Origin of the sequence: Bacteroides sp. 90-K9/2 (assembly GCF_047310725.1) — a bacterium.
Lineage (GTDB): Bacteria > Bacteroidota > Bacteroidia > Bacteroidales > Bacteroidaceae > Bacteroides > Bacteroides vicugnae.
In genome coordinates, this window is record NZ_JBCGVL010000006.1 from 259,888 (window position 1) to 274,262 (window position 14,375).

Below are 14,375 nucleotides of genomic sequence, written 5' to 3' on the forward strand. Positions count from 1 at the left end.
CCGATTTTTTTGTGTATCATGAATAGTATTATCTGTTTCTCATAGGCTATATTGGTTTTATAAGATTAATTAAATTGTCATTATTTACTCAAGTATATACTAGTATCACTTTTTTCTACTTCAATAGGGATTGTCTGCCGGATACATTCAATCACCTCATCAATATCATCTTTCAAATCCAGTTTTCCATAAACCTTTTCTTTACCTACCATCGGTTCGCATTGAATAGGAATGCCATAATAAATACTCAACTTCTGAATAATATGAGATAAATCATTACCATTTAACAACATGACACCATCCACCCAGCTAATATATTCGGCTACGTCCACTTGCTTCTGATAGGCAATTGCGCCATTGGCTATATTCAGCAAATCACTAGGTACCAGTTGCGCTTTTCTCTCATTCCTATCGGTCACCTCAACAGAACCTTCCACCAATACAATATTAGTTGCCTCCCCCTTGTAGTTTGAAATATTAAACTTCGTACCTAATACCCGTAATTTGAAATCTTCAGATTCTACAATGAAAGGGTGTTGCTTATCATGAGCAACTTCCAGAAACACCTCTCCCTGGGCATATATTTTACGAATATCTCCATTAAAACGACAAGGATAAATCACTTTTGATTGAGAGTTGACAACCAATCGGGTTCCGTCAGACAGTTCAACCCGCACTCTTTTCCCTGCGGGAACAAGTAACTGGTTATATTCCGGTTCGACCTTTACTTTCTTTTCCTCTTTTTCTCTTATTACTTTAGAATTAACAGTAACCTTTCCTTCTTTTGAATAGGTAACAAAAGCATCCTCATCCAAATTGAGCTGTTCTTTAGCAGTGATAAGAGTCACTTCTTCAACAGACTGGCTGTCCATCTGTTCGGCAATAGCCTGAAAATCTAAATTAGTGTTTTCACTATGAGTTAAGAAGTGGATGGTTGAAATGCAAATTAAAATAGAAGCTGCGACAGAAGCAGAAGCTACTAAGAAATAATTTCTTCGACGCCTCATTACATCTCTCCGGATTTTTTGTTTAGTTCGCTCTATTATAGAAGAAGCATCAATCTTTTCATGCCCGCATTTTTCCCAAAAGAATTTCAGTTTCCCGCCTTCAGGTATAGTAGTAAAATCATCCTCAAGCTTTTCTTGAGAATTCAGTTTACCAAATAAATCAGCAAGGCAATGGTATCCTTTTAAGTCCATAATCTTCTTTAATGTTGTTCTATAAATAAAGACGCAACATTCAAAAAAATCTCCTAGTTAAAAATGAACTTTTTCTATTTTTCTCGAAAAGTAAAAATAGCAAGAAGCTCCTTTTAATAATTAAATCCTTAAAATACAAACAATTAACAGTAAGTCTTCAATCATTTCTTACGCAAAACCAGATTCAGATTTTGAGCAATTTCTTCTAAAGCAAAAGCAATATGATTATTGATAGTCTTCACAGATATATTTAATATGTCTGCAATCTCTTTGTAAGGTAACCCTTCTATCTTCGCCAAGAAAAAGACATGTTTACATTTAGGTGGTAGCTGTTGGATAGCATTGTTTATTTTCTCCATCTCCTCTTTACTAATCATCGCCTCGTCAGGTGACTGGATAGGAGCAAATATAAAATCCCCTATACCGTCAAGCGATAATTCAGTTTTTCCCGTTTCCTTCCTCAAATAAGAAATAGCTTTCCGATAAGTAATCGTCTGTATCCAGGCATTCATATTTTCTATACCACCCAAGGTTTTTCTGTTTTTCCAAACCTCATAGAAAACATCACTTACAACCTCTTCAGCCGGTTCCTTTTGACCAATCAAAGCAAAAACATAATGATATAGACGTGAAGAATAACGTTCCATAAAACGGCAAAAAGCCGCTTCATCACTGTTTATAATTCTGTCTATGTCATTACTTTCAGGTTTCACGGAAGTGTTTTACAGATTATTTCTAATTAACAAAATTGTGCCAAATATAGTAGTATATCAGCAATTATAAAAATAAAAACCACAAAAACGGATTAAAAGTTATCAATTACGAAAGATTAAAAAGTAACTTGGCAGGACGTGCCATCAAAGATAGATTCTTTTACGCCTCACGCAATAAGTTTTCAAACATGGAGTTCACCTTTCACCTTTTCTTCGAAACCCTTTATTCATCGATGGTAGCGGGTGAAGGCTCTTCTTTTCACCGAATTTCTCTCTCTGAACGTTGTACCGTCCTTACTCTAGTGGTTCTTTTTCAATTTAGTTGACTGGTCATTGTAACCCACTACTTCATCTCCAATCTATTAATAGATAACTTCTGTTTCATTAGGAGTAAAGTTACTTTCGTCTAATAATAAAGTTATTTCCGATAGTATGGAAACTATAAACGCAAATTCTGATCATATAAATGCAAGCTTTGTTTTTATAAACGCAAGCTTCATTTATAAAAACAAAACTTGTATTTATAGTTTGCATCCATTGAAAAACAACTTTACTCCTAGACCAAAAGAAGTTTGCATAGGAGCAAAAGCAACTTATCCAGTAATAGACTACATGTAAGCTATTACTAAATTACATAAAAGAATGACACAATCATCATTCATGCATTTGCATCCGGTACAATTCAATTTTTTAATTAAATACGAGGTGAAGGAGTGCCCCTTCACCCGCTATCGCTGATGAATAAAGGATTTCGAAGAAAAGGTGAAGAGTGAAGGGTATGTTCTCAACATTTCCTGTATGGTCACTTAAAGTGATGCTTTTAGCAATCAGAAAGCATCGGGACTTTTGAAAGCCCCAAGTATTGATTTATAAAAGCCTCTTACTTAAATAACGTACAGGATACCACACAGAAAGGAATCCGACTGCCAAAACGGTGATAAAAATAAGTACCACATCCCAAGCATGAACGCTGACAGGATAGGCGTCTACAACAAAAGTACCACCACCGCCTCCCAATGAAATTATACCAAATTTCTGTTGGATAAAACATAGGATTAAGCCCAGGACAATACCGGAGATAGCGCCAAAAAGAGAAATGAGACGTCCTTCAAAGAGGAATATTCGGGAGATGAGTTTATCACTAGCTCCAAGACTCCGCAAAGTTACTACATCATCCTTCTTATCCAAGATCAACATAGAAAGAGAGCCTATCACATTAAAACAGGCTATCATTAAAATAAAAGTGAGGAACAAATAAGAGATTAGTTTCTCTATCTCCATAATACGGAAAACATCTGCCTGTTGCTGATAACGATTCTGAACAACAAAATCATCACCTAGTATGTTTTCTATTTTAGATTGTACCGATGAAGTATTTACATTAGGTTTCAATTTCAATTCCATCGCAGAGACTTCTGTTGTATAATCCAGAAGCTGACGAAGAAAATCAAGAGAAGTCAGAATATATTTTCCATCATATTCTTGCTGATTCACCACAAATACGACACCTGGAGAATACAGATAATCACGGTTAAAAGAAGCGCCGGGATTTGCCATGTTCACTTTGGCATTTCGCTTGGGAAGATATACCTGAAGAGGATCGACAAACTCCAAACCAGTTCCCAAGGTCGCAACCAATTCCACTCCCATGACGCCATAATTCACGATCGAATCATGAAGAACAAATTCTCCCGCGCCATAAAGTATGCTGTCTATGGCTGTCAGTTCTTCAAAATTATCCTCCACCCCTTTTAGTACAACCATAGCCTGACGGTCCTTGTATTGCACCATTGCATTCTCTTCGAGCGTCTCTGTAAACACCTCCACTTCAGGAAGCGCACAAACCGCACGAATCCGTTCATCTTGTGCATCAAAAACCTTTCCTTCACGGACCGTAATTTTCAACTGCGGATCAAAAGCCGTAAAAAAGCTGGCCACCATATCCTGAAAACCATTAAAAACAGAAAGAGTGCAAACCAAAGCAAGTGTAGCAAGAGCCACCCCACATACGGAAATGCCGGATATGATATTAATAGCATTATGCTTTTTCTTTGAAAAAAGATAACGCCTGGCTATATAAAAAGGAAAGTTCACCTCTGCAATGAGTTATTTCACTTCAGCAATGAATCTATTTTCTCAATATAATCCAATGAATCATCCACGAAGAATTTCAGTTCAGGAATGATACGTAGCTGGTGACGTACACGAGTCCCAAGCTCATAACGAATGGATTTCATATTGTTATTGATATTCTTCACCATCTCTTCTGCTTTCTCTGAAGGGAAAACACTGAGGTAGACACGGGCAATACTCATATCAGGACTAATGCGAACTGCGCTAACAGAGACCAGTGTACCCGGCATGGACTTTGTTTGAAGCAGGAATATCTCACTTAGTTCTTTTTGCAATAGGCGAGATATCTTATTCTGTCTGGTTGTTTCCATAAAGTTATTTACTATTTTACGATTTACTACTTACTATTTTCTTCCTTATGATCGTTAATCCGTCACGTAAAGGCAATATCACTTTTTCCACTCGCACATCTTCCGCCACCAAATCATTGAAGGCTTTAATACCAATCGTCTGTGCATCCGTGTTGCGAGGCTGTTCGAGAACATGACCGTCCCACAAAGTATTATCAGCAATGATATATCCGCCTGCAGATAGATGCACCAACGTCATCTCGTAATATTCAATGTACTTACGCTTATCACCATCAATAAAAGCCATATCAAAGGTAACACCTAAACGCGGAACAAGTTCTAAAGCATCACCTATATAAAAACGAATTTTATCGGCAAATGGTGATTTTTCCAACCATGGACGGGTAAAATCCTCTTGTTCATCATTGATCTCAAACGTATGCAACATTCCACCTTCGGCCAGACCTTCCGCCAGACAAAGGGCAGAATAACCACTATACGTTCCTATTTCCAATATCTGACAGGGGCGAATCATTTCTACAAACATTTTCAGCATCCGTCCCTGCAAATGCCCGGAAGCCATACGAGGACGGAGCAGTTTTACATGTGTGTCCCGGTAGAGCGATTTTAAATAATCGCTCTCGGGATCAATATGCTGCAAAATATATTCGTCTATCGATTCGGTTTCCTGCATAAAAGTAGCTCTTACAAATTACAAATAGCGGTTGTTATTAGGCAATACAGTCTCCTCTGCATGCTTCAGAGCATCTTCCACCACATTAATTTCAAGGAATGATGTTTTCGTTCCCGCCTTACCACTACTCAAATAACCAACCATGTCAGAAGGCTGTAAACGACCTTCTTTCAACAAACGACGCAATGCTGCAAAGTAATACTCCTGCCCGTTAGCCAGTTCCGGCATATAGATAGCTTCCACACCATAAGACAAAGCCAAATGACGCATCGTCTTTTCTTTATAACAGATAGCCAACACCGGATACTTTCCACGGAAAGCTGCCAAGTTACGGGCAGTGCGTCCGCTATAGCTATCAGTAATAATGGCACGTATTTTTAGTTTAGAGGTAGCTTTCACTGCCTGTTTAGCAAGGAATGCCGTAACATCATTACTATTCTCATCCAATGGAATACGGATATCATTTTCCTCCAATTTATCTTTTTCAGCCTGGGCAGCAATCTTAGTCATTGTTCTCACAGCCTCTACCGGATACTTACCATAAGCAGTTTCCCCACTCAACATCAATGCATCTGTACGATAGTAGATTGCATTAGCAATATCAGTCACTTCCGCACGAGTCGGACGAGGGTTATTTATCATCGTATGGAGCATCTGAGTAGCAACGATTACCGGCTTCTTTGCCAAAATACATTTGCGAATCAGTACACGCTGGATCCCCGGAATACGTTCCTGAGGCACTTCGATACCCAAGTCACCACGGGCCACCATTACACCATCTGCCACTTCCAGAATTTCATCGATATTATCTACCCCTTCCTGATTCTCAATCTTAGCAATAATCTTGATATCACTATTATGAGCATCCAGAATTTCACGAATATCAAGCACATCCTGACGATTGCGTACAAAAGAATGAGCGATAAAATCAATATCCTTTTCAATAGCGTAAAGGATATTGTTACGGTCTTTTTCCGTTAATGAAGGAAGATTAATGCGAACACCCGGAACATTTACGCTCTTACGGCTTCCCAAAGTAGCATCGTTCTTGACTTCACACAACAAATAATCGTTAGTCTTATCAATAACTTCCAGTTCCAGATCACCATCATCAATCAGGATCGTACCACCGATATTCAGATCGGACACAAAGTTCGGGTATGAAACAGCAATACATTCACGGGTTGTCTCCAAATCCGGATTACCTACAATCTTTACTTTATCACCTGTCTTATATGGAATTGGTTCTGCATTAGCCGTCGTACGAACTTCCGGACCTTTTGTATCCATCAAGATCGCAATACGGTTGGACACAGCACGTACATTTGCAATCAAAGCTTCAAAACCTTCACGGCTAGCGTGCGCTGTATTCATACGCACCACATTCATCCCAGCTTCAAACAACTGTTTTATAAAATCCACATCGCAACGTCTATCCGAGATGGAAGCCACAATTTTAGTCTGTTTCAATAACATAGTCTTTCTACCTATTATATATTATATTACCTTATTTATTATCTATCTAACAAAGCTTCCAAGGCCAAACGGTACGAATTCAACCCAAAGCCACAAATCACTCCCTTGCAGGCACAAGCAATCATCGATACGTGTCGGAAAGACTCCCGACTATGCACATTGGAAATATGTACCTCAATCACCGGAGACGTCACAGAGCGAATAGCATCCTGCAAGGCTATGGAAGTATGTGTATACGCACCTGCATTCAGAATAATGCCATCCACATCAAATCCCACCTGCTGTATGCAGTCTATCATTTCACCCTCAATATTCGATTGAAAATAGTCGATCTCCACGTCAACGTATCTTTTGCGAAGATCAGCCAAGTAATCTTCAAATGTAACGCTTCCGTAAATGGAAGGTTCACGCTTACCCAACAGATTAATATTCGGGCCATTAATAATTTGTATCTTCATCGCGCAATCCTGTTTTTTATATACCTTTGTATCCAAAGAACAATATTTCAAGGTGCAAAGGTAGAAAAAAGAAATGGAAATCAACGAAAAAAAGAGGAAGAAGGAACAACAAGACGTGATAATCAGGAAGTATCAGCAGTATCTCAAACTGGAAAAGTCTTTATCTCCTAATACGCTGGATGCCTATCTTACGGATTTGGACAAACTGATAAACTTTTTAGAGCAGGAAAAGATAGATATATTAGACGTATGTTTATCTGATCTTCAACATTTTGCAGCCGGATTACACGACATTGGCATTCACCCTCGTTCACAGGCCCGCATCTTATCAGGAATCAAATCATTCTTCCGTTTTCTCATCATTGAAGACTACTTGGAAGCAGACCCCAGTGAGTTGTTAGAAGGACCTAAAATAGGCTTTAAACTTCCTGAAGTACTGACTGTGGAGGAAATTGACCGGATCATCTCTGCCGTTGACCGCAGCAAAACCGAAGGACAGCGAAACAGAGCTATTTTAGAGACATTATACAGTTGCGGACTTCGCGTATCGGAGCTTGTCACTCTCAAGCTGTCCGACCTTTATTTTGATGAAGGTTTTATCAAAGTAGAAGGAAAAGGAAGCAAACAGCGCCTCGTCCCCATCTCTCCGCGAGCCATTAATGAAATAAAACTTTACATACCAGACCGCAATCAAATTGAAGTTAAAAAAGGGCATGAGGATTTCGTTTTCGTCAGCCAACGGAGAGGCAAAGGACTTTCCCGGATTATGATCTTTCACATGATAAAAGAATTAGCGGAAAAAGCAGGTATTACCAAAAACATCAGTCCGCACACTTTCCGGCATTCCTTCGCCACTCATTTACTGGAAGGTGGAGCCAATTTGCGAGCTATTCAATGCATGCTCGGACATGAATCTATTGCGACAACGGAAATCTATACACATATCGACCGCAACATGCTTCGTAGTGAGATTATTGAGCATCACCCGCGAAATATCAAGTACCGGAAAGAAAAAGAGGAGTTATTTCATTAAATTATGATAAAATCAGCCCCTTATCTATATATTTATATTAAGAATTAATATCTTTGCGTTACTTTTTCTGTGCGAGCAGAAGGAGGTTGACAAATAGACGATATTTCAATTACAAACATTTAATTTATACCTAAAATGACTAAGAAGTTGTACTTGCCTTTACTCATGGCAATGGTTGTTGCATTATTCTCTTCTTGCAGCAAAAAAATGGGTGAATTATCAGCTGATTACTTCACTGTTACTCCGCAAGTGCTGGAGGCAGTAGGTGGTAAAGTTCCTGCGACCATCAATGGTAAATTTCCTGAAAAGTATTTCAACAAGAAAGCGGTTGTAGAAGTTACTCCGGTTTTGAAATGGAATGGCGGCGAAGCTAAAGGCCAACCAGCTACTTTCCAAGGTGAAAAAGTGGAAGGTAACGACCAGTCTATCTCTTACAAGATGGGCGGTAGCTACACTATGAAAACTTCTTTCGACTATGTTCCGGAAATGGCTAAGTCTGAATTGTACCTGGAATTCAAAGCTACTATCGGTAAGAAAGTAGTTACTATTCCTGCTGTGAAAATTGCTGATGGTGTAATTTCTACTTCTGAATTAGTAAACAATACATTAGGTAACGCTAACCCTGCATTGGGCGAAGACGCTTTCCAACGTATCATTAAAGAAAAACACGATGCTAACATCATGTTCTTGATCCAACAGGCTAACATTCGTTCCAGCGAATTGAAGACTGCTAAGGAATTCAACAAAGAAGTAGCTAACGTAAACGAAGCTGCTAACAAGAAGATCAGCAACATCGAAGTTTCTGCATACGCTTCTCCTGATGGTGGTGTAAGCTTGAATACAACTCTTGCTGAAAACCGCGAAGACAACACAACTAAGCTGTTGAGCAAAGACCTGAAGAAAGCAAAAATCGACGCTCCGATCGATGCTAAATATACTGCACAGGACTGGGAAGGTTTCCAAGAATTAGTTTCTAAATCTAACATCCAAGACAAAGAGTTGATCCTCCGCGTTATTGCAATGTACCAAGATCCTGCTCAAAGAGAAAGCGAAATCAAAAACATCTCTGCTGTATACAAAGAATTGGCTAACACTATTCTTCCTCAGTTGCGTCGTTCTCGTTTGACTTTGAACTATGAAATCATCGGTAAGTCTGACGAAGAAATCACTAAACTGGCTTCTTCTAATCCTTCTGAACTGAATGTAGAAGAATTGCTGTATGCTGCTACACTGACTAGCGATCCTGCTAAACAAGAAGCTATCTATACTCAAGCTACCAAACAATTCCCGAACGATTACCGTGGTTACAACAACTTGGGTAAATTAGCTTACCAGGCTGGTAACATTGACAAAGCTGAATCTTACTTCAAGAAAGCTGCCAGCGTTAATGCTACTCCTGAAGTTAACATGAACTTAGGTTTGATCTCTTTGATGAAGGGTGACAAAACTGCTGCAGAAGCATACTTCGGTAAAGCTGCCGGAACAAAAGAACTTGGCGAATCTATGGGTAACCTGTACATCGCTCAAGGTCAATATGAAAGAGCAGTTAACTCATTCGGTGACTCTAAGACTAACAGTGCTGCTTTGGCTCAAATCCTTGCTAAGGACTACAACAAAGCTAAAAACACATTGGCTAACGTAACAAGACCGGATGCTTACACTGACTACTTGATGGCAGTTTTAGGTGCTAGAACTAACAATTCTTCTATGGTAACAAGCAGCTTGAAGAGCGCAGTTGCTAAAGATTCTTCATTAGCTAAGAAAGCAGCTACTGACCTGGAATTTGCAAAATACTTCACAAATGCAGATTTCATGAGCATCATTAAATAAGAGAATTACCACTCTATTTTAAATATTAAGAATTGCCTGTCATTATAAATGACGGGCAATTCTTTTTTTTTATCCATAAAAACCGTACTTTCGCAGAAAAGAATTCAAAGCAATGAAAAAGAGCAGCATTTTAATCCTCATAATCATCTGTCTGTGCGGTTGTGGCAAATCGTCTAAGAAAACAAGCATAACCGGAGAAATCAAGGGACTGGGTACAGATACGCTCTACCTGTACGGAATGGACGAATCCTTTGACCGGATAGATACTATTTTCGCGAAAGGAGACAAATTCTCCTACACCACCTCCATAGATACCATAACTTCGGCCTATCTGCTGATTGACAACCAAATAGAATATCCGATCTTCCTCGATAAAGGAAACCAAATCAAGATAAAAGGAAATATAGACCACCCCGAATTTCTGGACATCAACGGGAATAGATATAATGAAGAGTTCACAGCCTTTCAGAAAGAGCTGAGTAGTTTAAACAACCCTTCCGAAAAAGATTTAGAGCAAAAGGCGGAAGAATTCATCAGGATACATCATTCTTCTTTTGTCAGTCTTTACCTGTTGGATAAATACTTTGTGCAGAAAGACTCTCCTGATTTCAACAAGATAAAGAAATTAATTGAAGTCATGACAGGAATACTGCAAGACAAGCTATATATCGAGAAATTGAACGAAGCTATCTCCTTGTCCGAAAAGACAGAGACAGGCAAATATGCTCCGTTTTTCAGCCTGCCCAATATAAAAGGAGAGAAAATTACCCGTTCATCCGAAGATTTCAAAAAGAAGAATCTGTTAATCAACTTCTGGGCCTCATGGGCAGATAGTATCTCCAATCATCAAAGCAACAGCGAGTTAAAAGAACTTTATAAGAAGTACAAAAAGAACAAACACATCGCTATGCTCGGAGTCTCCTTTGATATGGACAAGAAGGAATGGCAGGATGCTATTAAACGCGATACGCTAAATTGGGAACAAGTTTGTGATTTTGGTGGATTGAATTCCGAGGTTGCCAAACAATATGCTATCAAACAAGTTCCCAGCAACATTCTTTTGGCAGCAGACGGCAAGATTCTGGCAAAAAACCTCAAAGGAGAGCAGCTGAAAAAGAAAATTGAAGAAGTAGTCACAGCAGCTGAAGAAAAGGAAAAACAAGACAATAAAAAGAAAAAATAACCTGTAAGCAAACGTGTTAATCAAAGTTTTCGGAGCGGCTGTTCAAGGGATTGATGCAACACTCATCACAATCGAAGTCAACAGCTCGCGCGGCTGTATGTTTTATCTCGTCGGCCTTCCGGACTCTGCGGTCAAAGAAAGCCATCAACGCATTATCTCCGCATTGCAAGTGAATGGCTATAAAATGCCTACAAGCAATATAGTAGTCAATATGGCACCGGCTGACATCCGCAAAGAAGGTTCAGCCTATGATTTACCGCTTGCCATCGGACTGCTGGGTGCCAGTGAAACAATCTCTTCCGAGAAATTCTCCCGCTATTTACTGATGGGTGAACTAAGTCTGGACGGAAGTATCCAGCCTATCAAGGGAGCACTCCCTATCGCCATCAAAGCCCGCGAAGACGGGTTCGAGGGACTTATCATTCCCCAACAAAATGCACGGGAAGCCGCCGTTGTCAACCAGTTAAAAGTATACGGAGTCAGTAATATCAAAGAAGTCATCGAGTTTTTCAACAACGAACGCGAACTGGAACCAACTATTGTCAATACCCGGGAAGAATTCTATCAACAACAGAATCATAGTGACCTGGATTTTGCAGATGTAAAAGGACAAGAGAACGTGAAAAGAGCCTTGGAAGTTGCAGCAGCCGGAGGACACAATTTAATCATGATAGGTGCTCCAGGCAGTGGCAAATCAATGATGGCTAAACGACTCCCGTCCATTCTTCCCCCTCTTTCATTAGGGGAAAGTCTGGAAACGACCAAGATACACTCGGTTGCCGGAAAACTGCAACGCGGGTCCTCATTGATTACCCAACGCCCGTTCCGCGATCCACACCATACGATCTCGCAAGTAGCAATGGTTGGTGGCGGAAGTTTCCCGCAGCCGGGAGAAATCAGTCTGGCACATAATGGGGTTTTATTTCTGGACGAGTTACCAGAGTTCAACAGGGGCGTGTTGGAAGTATTGCGCCAACCGCTGGAAGATCGACACATCACCATTTCCCGTATCAAAAGCACCATTAGTTATCCGGCTAACCTGATGCTTGTCGCATCTATGAACCCATGCCCATGTGGATATTACAATCATCCGACAAAAGCATGCGTATGCAGTCCCGGACAAGTACAAAAATACCTGAATAAGATATCCGGCCCGTTATTAGACCGTATAGACATTCAAATAGAGATAGTTCCCGTACCCTTTGACAAGATATCCGATCAAAGACAGGGAGAGTCGAGCAGTATCATCCGGCAGCGAGTAATAAAAGCGCGTCAGATACAGGAGAAACGGTATGCCGAATGTACGGGTATTTATTGCAATGCACAGATGAACAGCAGATTGCTGGCAACATATGCCCAACCGGATGATAAAGGGCTTGTGTTATTAAAAAACGCCATGGAACGGTTCAATTTATCCGCCCGTGCCTATGACCGGATTTTAAAAGTAGCCCGCACCATTGCCGATTTGGAAGAAACAGAGCAAATACTTCCCAGCCACCTGGCAGAAGCCATCAGTTATCGGAATCTCGACAGAGAGAACTGGGCAGGGTAATCACAGTAAATATAAACAGATAAAAATTATTTCACCGTGAACGCTACCTTTTTTCATATATTTGTTTTACATTTGTGACAAACAAATAAGCAATAATATGAAAGCATCCATAACAAGCCTCCTGATAATATTTTGTTTCACCATACTGACTTCTGCGCAAACTCCCCAAGACAGAGCTACAGAGCTAAAGGAACAAGCGCAGAGCAGCCTTAAACAGAAAGATTATATCAAAGCGCGCTATTTATTCAAAAAAGCATACGAAGCATTTGCCGCCCGCGAAAACTACCCACAGGCAATAGAATGTGGTGTTCAGGCCAATGCTTTATATGTCAGAGAGAATTTCTATAAAGAAGGATTCGAGCTTTGCCGTGACATGGAGCAGCTTCTATGGACCGGAGAACAGAATAAAAAGAAAGTCTTTTATGACCTGCGTTTCCTTATCAATAAGGAACGATTGCAGATGTACACCGCACTGAAAAACCCCGCACAGGCAAAGACACAGTTGGATAAACTGGAAGAAACAGCTAATCTTGCAAAGAACGACTCCCTAACGGAGGCACTGCTGTATACAAAAGCCAACTATTATTATACTTTCAACCAGAACACACAAGGCGATGCCTGTTTCCGCAAACTTATCAACCAATATAAAGAAAAGAAAGACTATGCCAAAGTGAGCGATTGCTACAAGAACCTTATCAGTATTGCACGGAAAGGCAACAATGCTCCACTGATGGAACGCACTTACGAAAGCTTCATTGTCTGGACAGACTCTGTAAAAACGTTAACCGCACAGGATGAGCTAAATGTACTGAAGAGAAAATATGACGAAAGCCAACTGACCATACAGGAGAAAGACGACTCACTATCTGCCAAGCAGTATATTATCATAAGTCTCTGTGTGCTAGTGGCTATATTGGTAGCCGGCCTGGCAATACTGGCTGTGATATTGCTGCGATTCATCGCCGGCAATCGTAAATTAAAGAAAAGCGTGAAAATTGCCAATGAACACAATGAACTAAAAACCAAATTTATACAGAATATATCTTCGCAAATGGAACCTACCCTGAATACGCTGGCTACTTCAGCCGAAGAACTGTCACAGAAGGCTCCTCAAGAAGCTGCCCAAATGCAGGGACAAGTTGCAGCTTTGAAGAAATTCAGTGATGATATTCAAGAACTGTCATCTTTGGAAAACTCACTAACCGAGTTCTATGAACTAAGTGAAACCAATGTGGGAACTTTCTGTGAAAATGTGATGGATAGAGCCAAAGAACACATAAAACCGGATGTCACATCTTCAGTCAATGCACCAAAACTTCAGGTAAAGACAAACAAGGAACAGTTGGAACGCATTCTTCTCTATTTACTGAAAAATGCCGCTTTCTACACCGAACAGGGTCGTATCAGTCTCGAATTCAAGAAACGGGGAGCACACACGCACCAATTCATCGTTACGGATACAGGGACAGGAATTCCGGCAGAGCAACAGGAAAATCTCTTTAAGCCTTTCACAGAAGTAAAAGACCTGACTACAGGGGATGGACTAGGATTACCGATCTGTTCACTGATTGCTGCCAAGATGAACGGAAGCCTGACACTGGATACGAATTACACGAAAGGAGCACGGTTTGTTCTGGAACTTCACGTATAAATTTAGCCAACAGGAAAGCTGTTGCCTCATTTGATTACTTTCTGGTCTGTTAAGTATAGTTACCTTTAACCAAGAATATTCTAAACGCAAACTTGAGAACATATAAAAATATGAACAATTTTCTATATAAACGGATCTCACGTTTTTAATAAACTTTTGAGCA

The 14,375-nt window shown here is 40.0% G+C and carries 12 protein-coding genes; 5 read left to right on the forward strand and 7 right to left on the reverse strand.

Annotated elements, in window-relative coordinates:
• Positions 1-80: 80 nt before the first annotated feature.
• From AAHJ11_RS15535 to aroQ, 7 genes are all read right to left on the reverse strand, one after another.
• Entirely contained in the window at positions 81-1,199 is a 1,119-nt protein-coding gene (locus AAHJ11_RS15535; RefSeq protein WP_074558037.1) for a FecR family protein, read from the reverse strand.
• Positions 1,200-1,360: 161 nt separating this feature from the next.
• Complete coding sequence (locus AAHJ11_RS15540) at positions 1,361-1,912, reverse strand: RNA polymerase sigma factor (protein ID WP_074635427.1); 552 nt, start codon at positions 1,910-1,912, stop codon at positions 1,361-1,363.
• Positions 1,913-2,779: 867 nt separating this feature from the next.
• Complete coding sequence (locus tag AAHJ11_RS15545; protein ID WP_009038886.1) at positions 2,780-4,006, reverse strand: FtsX-like permease family protein; 1,227 nt, start codon at positions 4,004-4,006, stop codon at positions 2,780-2,782.
• 17 nt (positions 4,007-4,023) lie between these two features.
• On the reverse strand, positions 4,024-4,356 hold the full coding sequence (rbfA, locus tag AAHJ11_RS15550; RefSeq protein WP_004296522.1) for a 30S ribosome-binding factor RbfA: 333 nt from the start codon (positions 4,354-4,356) through the stop codon (positions 4,024-4,026).
• A gap of 16 nt (positions 4,357-4,372) precedes the next feature.
• The gene (locus AAHJ11_RS15555; RefSeq protein ID WP_148365622.1) at positions 4,373-5,029 is read right to left on the reverse strand and encodes an O-methyltransferase; all 657 of its coding nucleotides are present in this window, start codon (positions 5,027-5,029) and stop codon (positions 4,373-4,375) included.
• An 18-nt stretch (positions 5,030-5,047) separates the two neighbouring features.
• Positions 5,048-6,505 carry a pyruvate kinase gene (gene pyk, locus AAHJ11_RS15560; RefSeq protein ID WP_148365624.1) on the reverse strand — a complete coding sequence of 486 codons (1,458 nt, stop codon included), beginning with the start codon at positions 6,503-6,505 and terminating at the stop codon, positions 5,048-5,050.
• Positions 6,506-6,543: 38 nt separating this feature from the next.
• Positions 6,544-6,963, reverse strand: a complete 420-nt coding sequence (aroQ, locus tag AAHJ11_RS15565) for a type II 3-dehydroquinate dehydratase (RefSeq protein WP_004311171.1) — start codon at positions 6,961-6,963, stop codon at positions 6,544-6,546.
• 73 nt (positions 6,964-7,036) lie between these two features.
• Between aroQ and xerD the strand changes: the two genes are divergently transcribed.
• The 5 genes from xerD to AAHJ11_RS15590 all read left to right on the forward strand — a co-directional run bounded on the left by xerD (position 7,037) and on the right by AAHJ11_RS15590 (position 14,212).
• Complete coding sequence (xerD, locus tag AAHJ11_RS15570) at positions 7,037-7,996, forward strand: site-specific tyrosine recombinase XerD (protein WP_148365626.1); 960 nt, start codon at positions 7,037-7,039, stop codon at positions 7,994-7,996.
• Positions 7,997-8,131: 135 nt separating this feature from the next.
• Positions 8,132-9,826 (forward strand): tetratricopeptide repeat protein, encoded by a 1,695-nt coding sequence (locus AAHJ11_RS15575; protein ID WP_167511802.1) that lies wholly within the window; start codon positions 8,132-8,134, stop codon positions 9,824-9,826.
• Between the two features lie 112 nt (positions 9,827-9,938).
• The gene (locus AAHJ11_RS15580) at positions 9,939-11,009 is read left to right on the forward strand and encodes a TlpA disulfide reductase family protein (protein ID WP_148365628.1); all 1,071 of its coding nucleotides are present in this window, start codon (positions 9,939-9,941) and stop codon (positions 11,007-11,009) included.
• A 13-nt stretch (positions 11,010-11,022) separates the two neighbouring features.
• Positions 11,023-12,561: a YifB family Mg chelatase-like AAA ATPase gene (locus tag AAHJ11_RS15585; protein ID WP_074558049.1), complete on the forward strand. Its 1,539-nt coding sequence runs from the start codon at positions 11,023-11,025 to the stop codon at positions 12,559-12,561.
• A gap of 97 nt (positions 12,562-12,658) precedes the next feature.
• A complete protein-coding gene (locus tag AAHJ11_RS15590; protein WP_148365630.1) occupies positions 12,659-14,212 on the forward strand; it encodes a sensor histidine kinase in 1,554 nt (517 codons plus the stop codon).
• The last annotated feature ends 163 nt before the right edge of the window (positions 14,213-14,375 follow it).

Excerpts from the sequence above, each read along its gene's own strand:
- AAHJ11_RS15535 (WP_074558037.1), bottom strand. The coding sequence starts at position 1,199 with ATGGACTTAAAAGGATACCATTGCCTTGCTGATTTATTTGGTAAACTG.
- rbfA (WP_004296522.1), bottom strand. The coding sequence starts at position 4,356 with ATGGAAACAACCAGACAGAATAAGATATCTCGCCTATTGCAAAAAGAA.
- AAHJ11_RS15555 (WP_148365622.1), bottom strand. The coding sequence starts at position 5,029 with ATGCAGGAAACCGAATCGATAGACGAATATATTTTGCAGCATATTGAT.
- pyk (WP_148365624.1), bottom strand. The coding sequence starts at position 6,505 with ATGTTATTGAAACAGACTAAAATTGTGGCTTCCATCTCGGATAGACGT.
- aroQ (WP_004311171.1), bottom strand. The coding sequence starts at position 6,963 with ATGAAGATACAAATTATTAATGGCCCGAATATTAATCTGTTGGGTAAG.
- xerD (WP_148365626.1), top strand. The coding sequence starts at position 7,037 with ATGGAAATCAACGAAAAAAAGAGGAAGAAGGAACAACAAGACGTGATA.
- AAHJ11_RS15575 (WP_167511802.1), top strand. The coding sequence starts at position 8,132 with ATGACTAAGAAGTTGTACTTGCCTTTACTCATGGCAATGGTTGTTGCA.
- AAHJ11_RS15580 (WP_148365628.1), top strand. The coding sequence starts at position 9,939 with ATGAAAAAGAGCAGCATTTTAATCCTCATAATCATCTGTCTGTGCGGT.
- AAHJ11_RS15590 (WP_148365630.1), top strand. The coding sequence starts at position 12,659 with ATGAAAGCATCCATAACAAGCCTCCTGATAATATTTTGTTTCACCATA.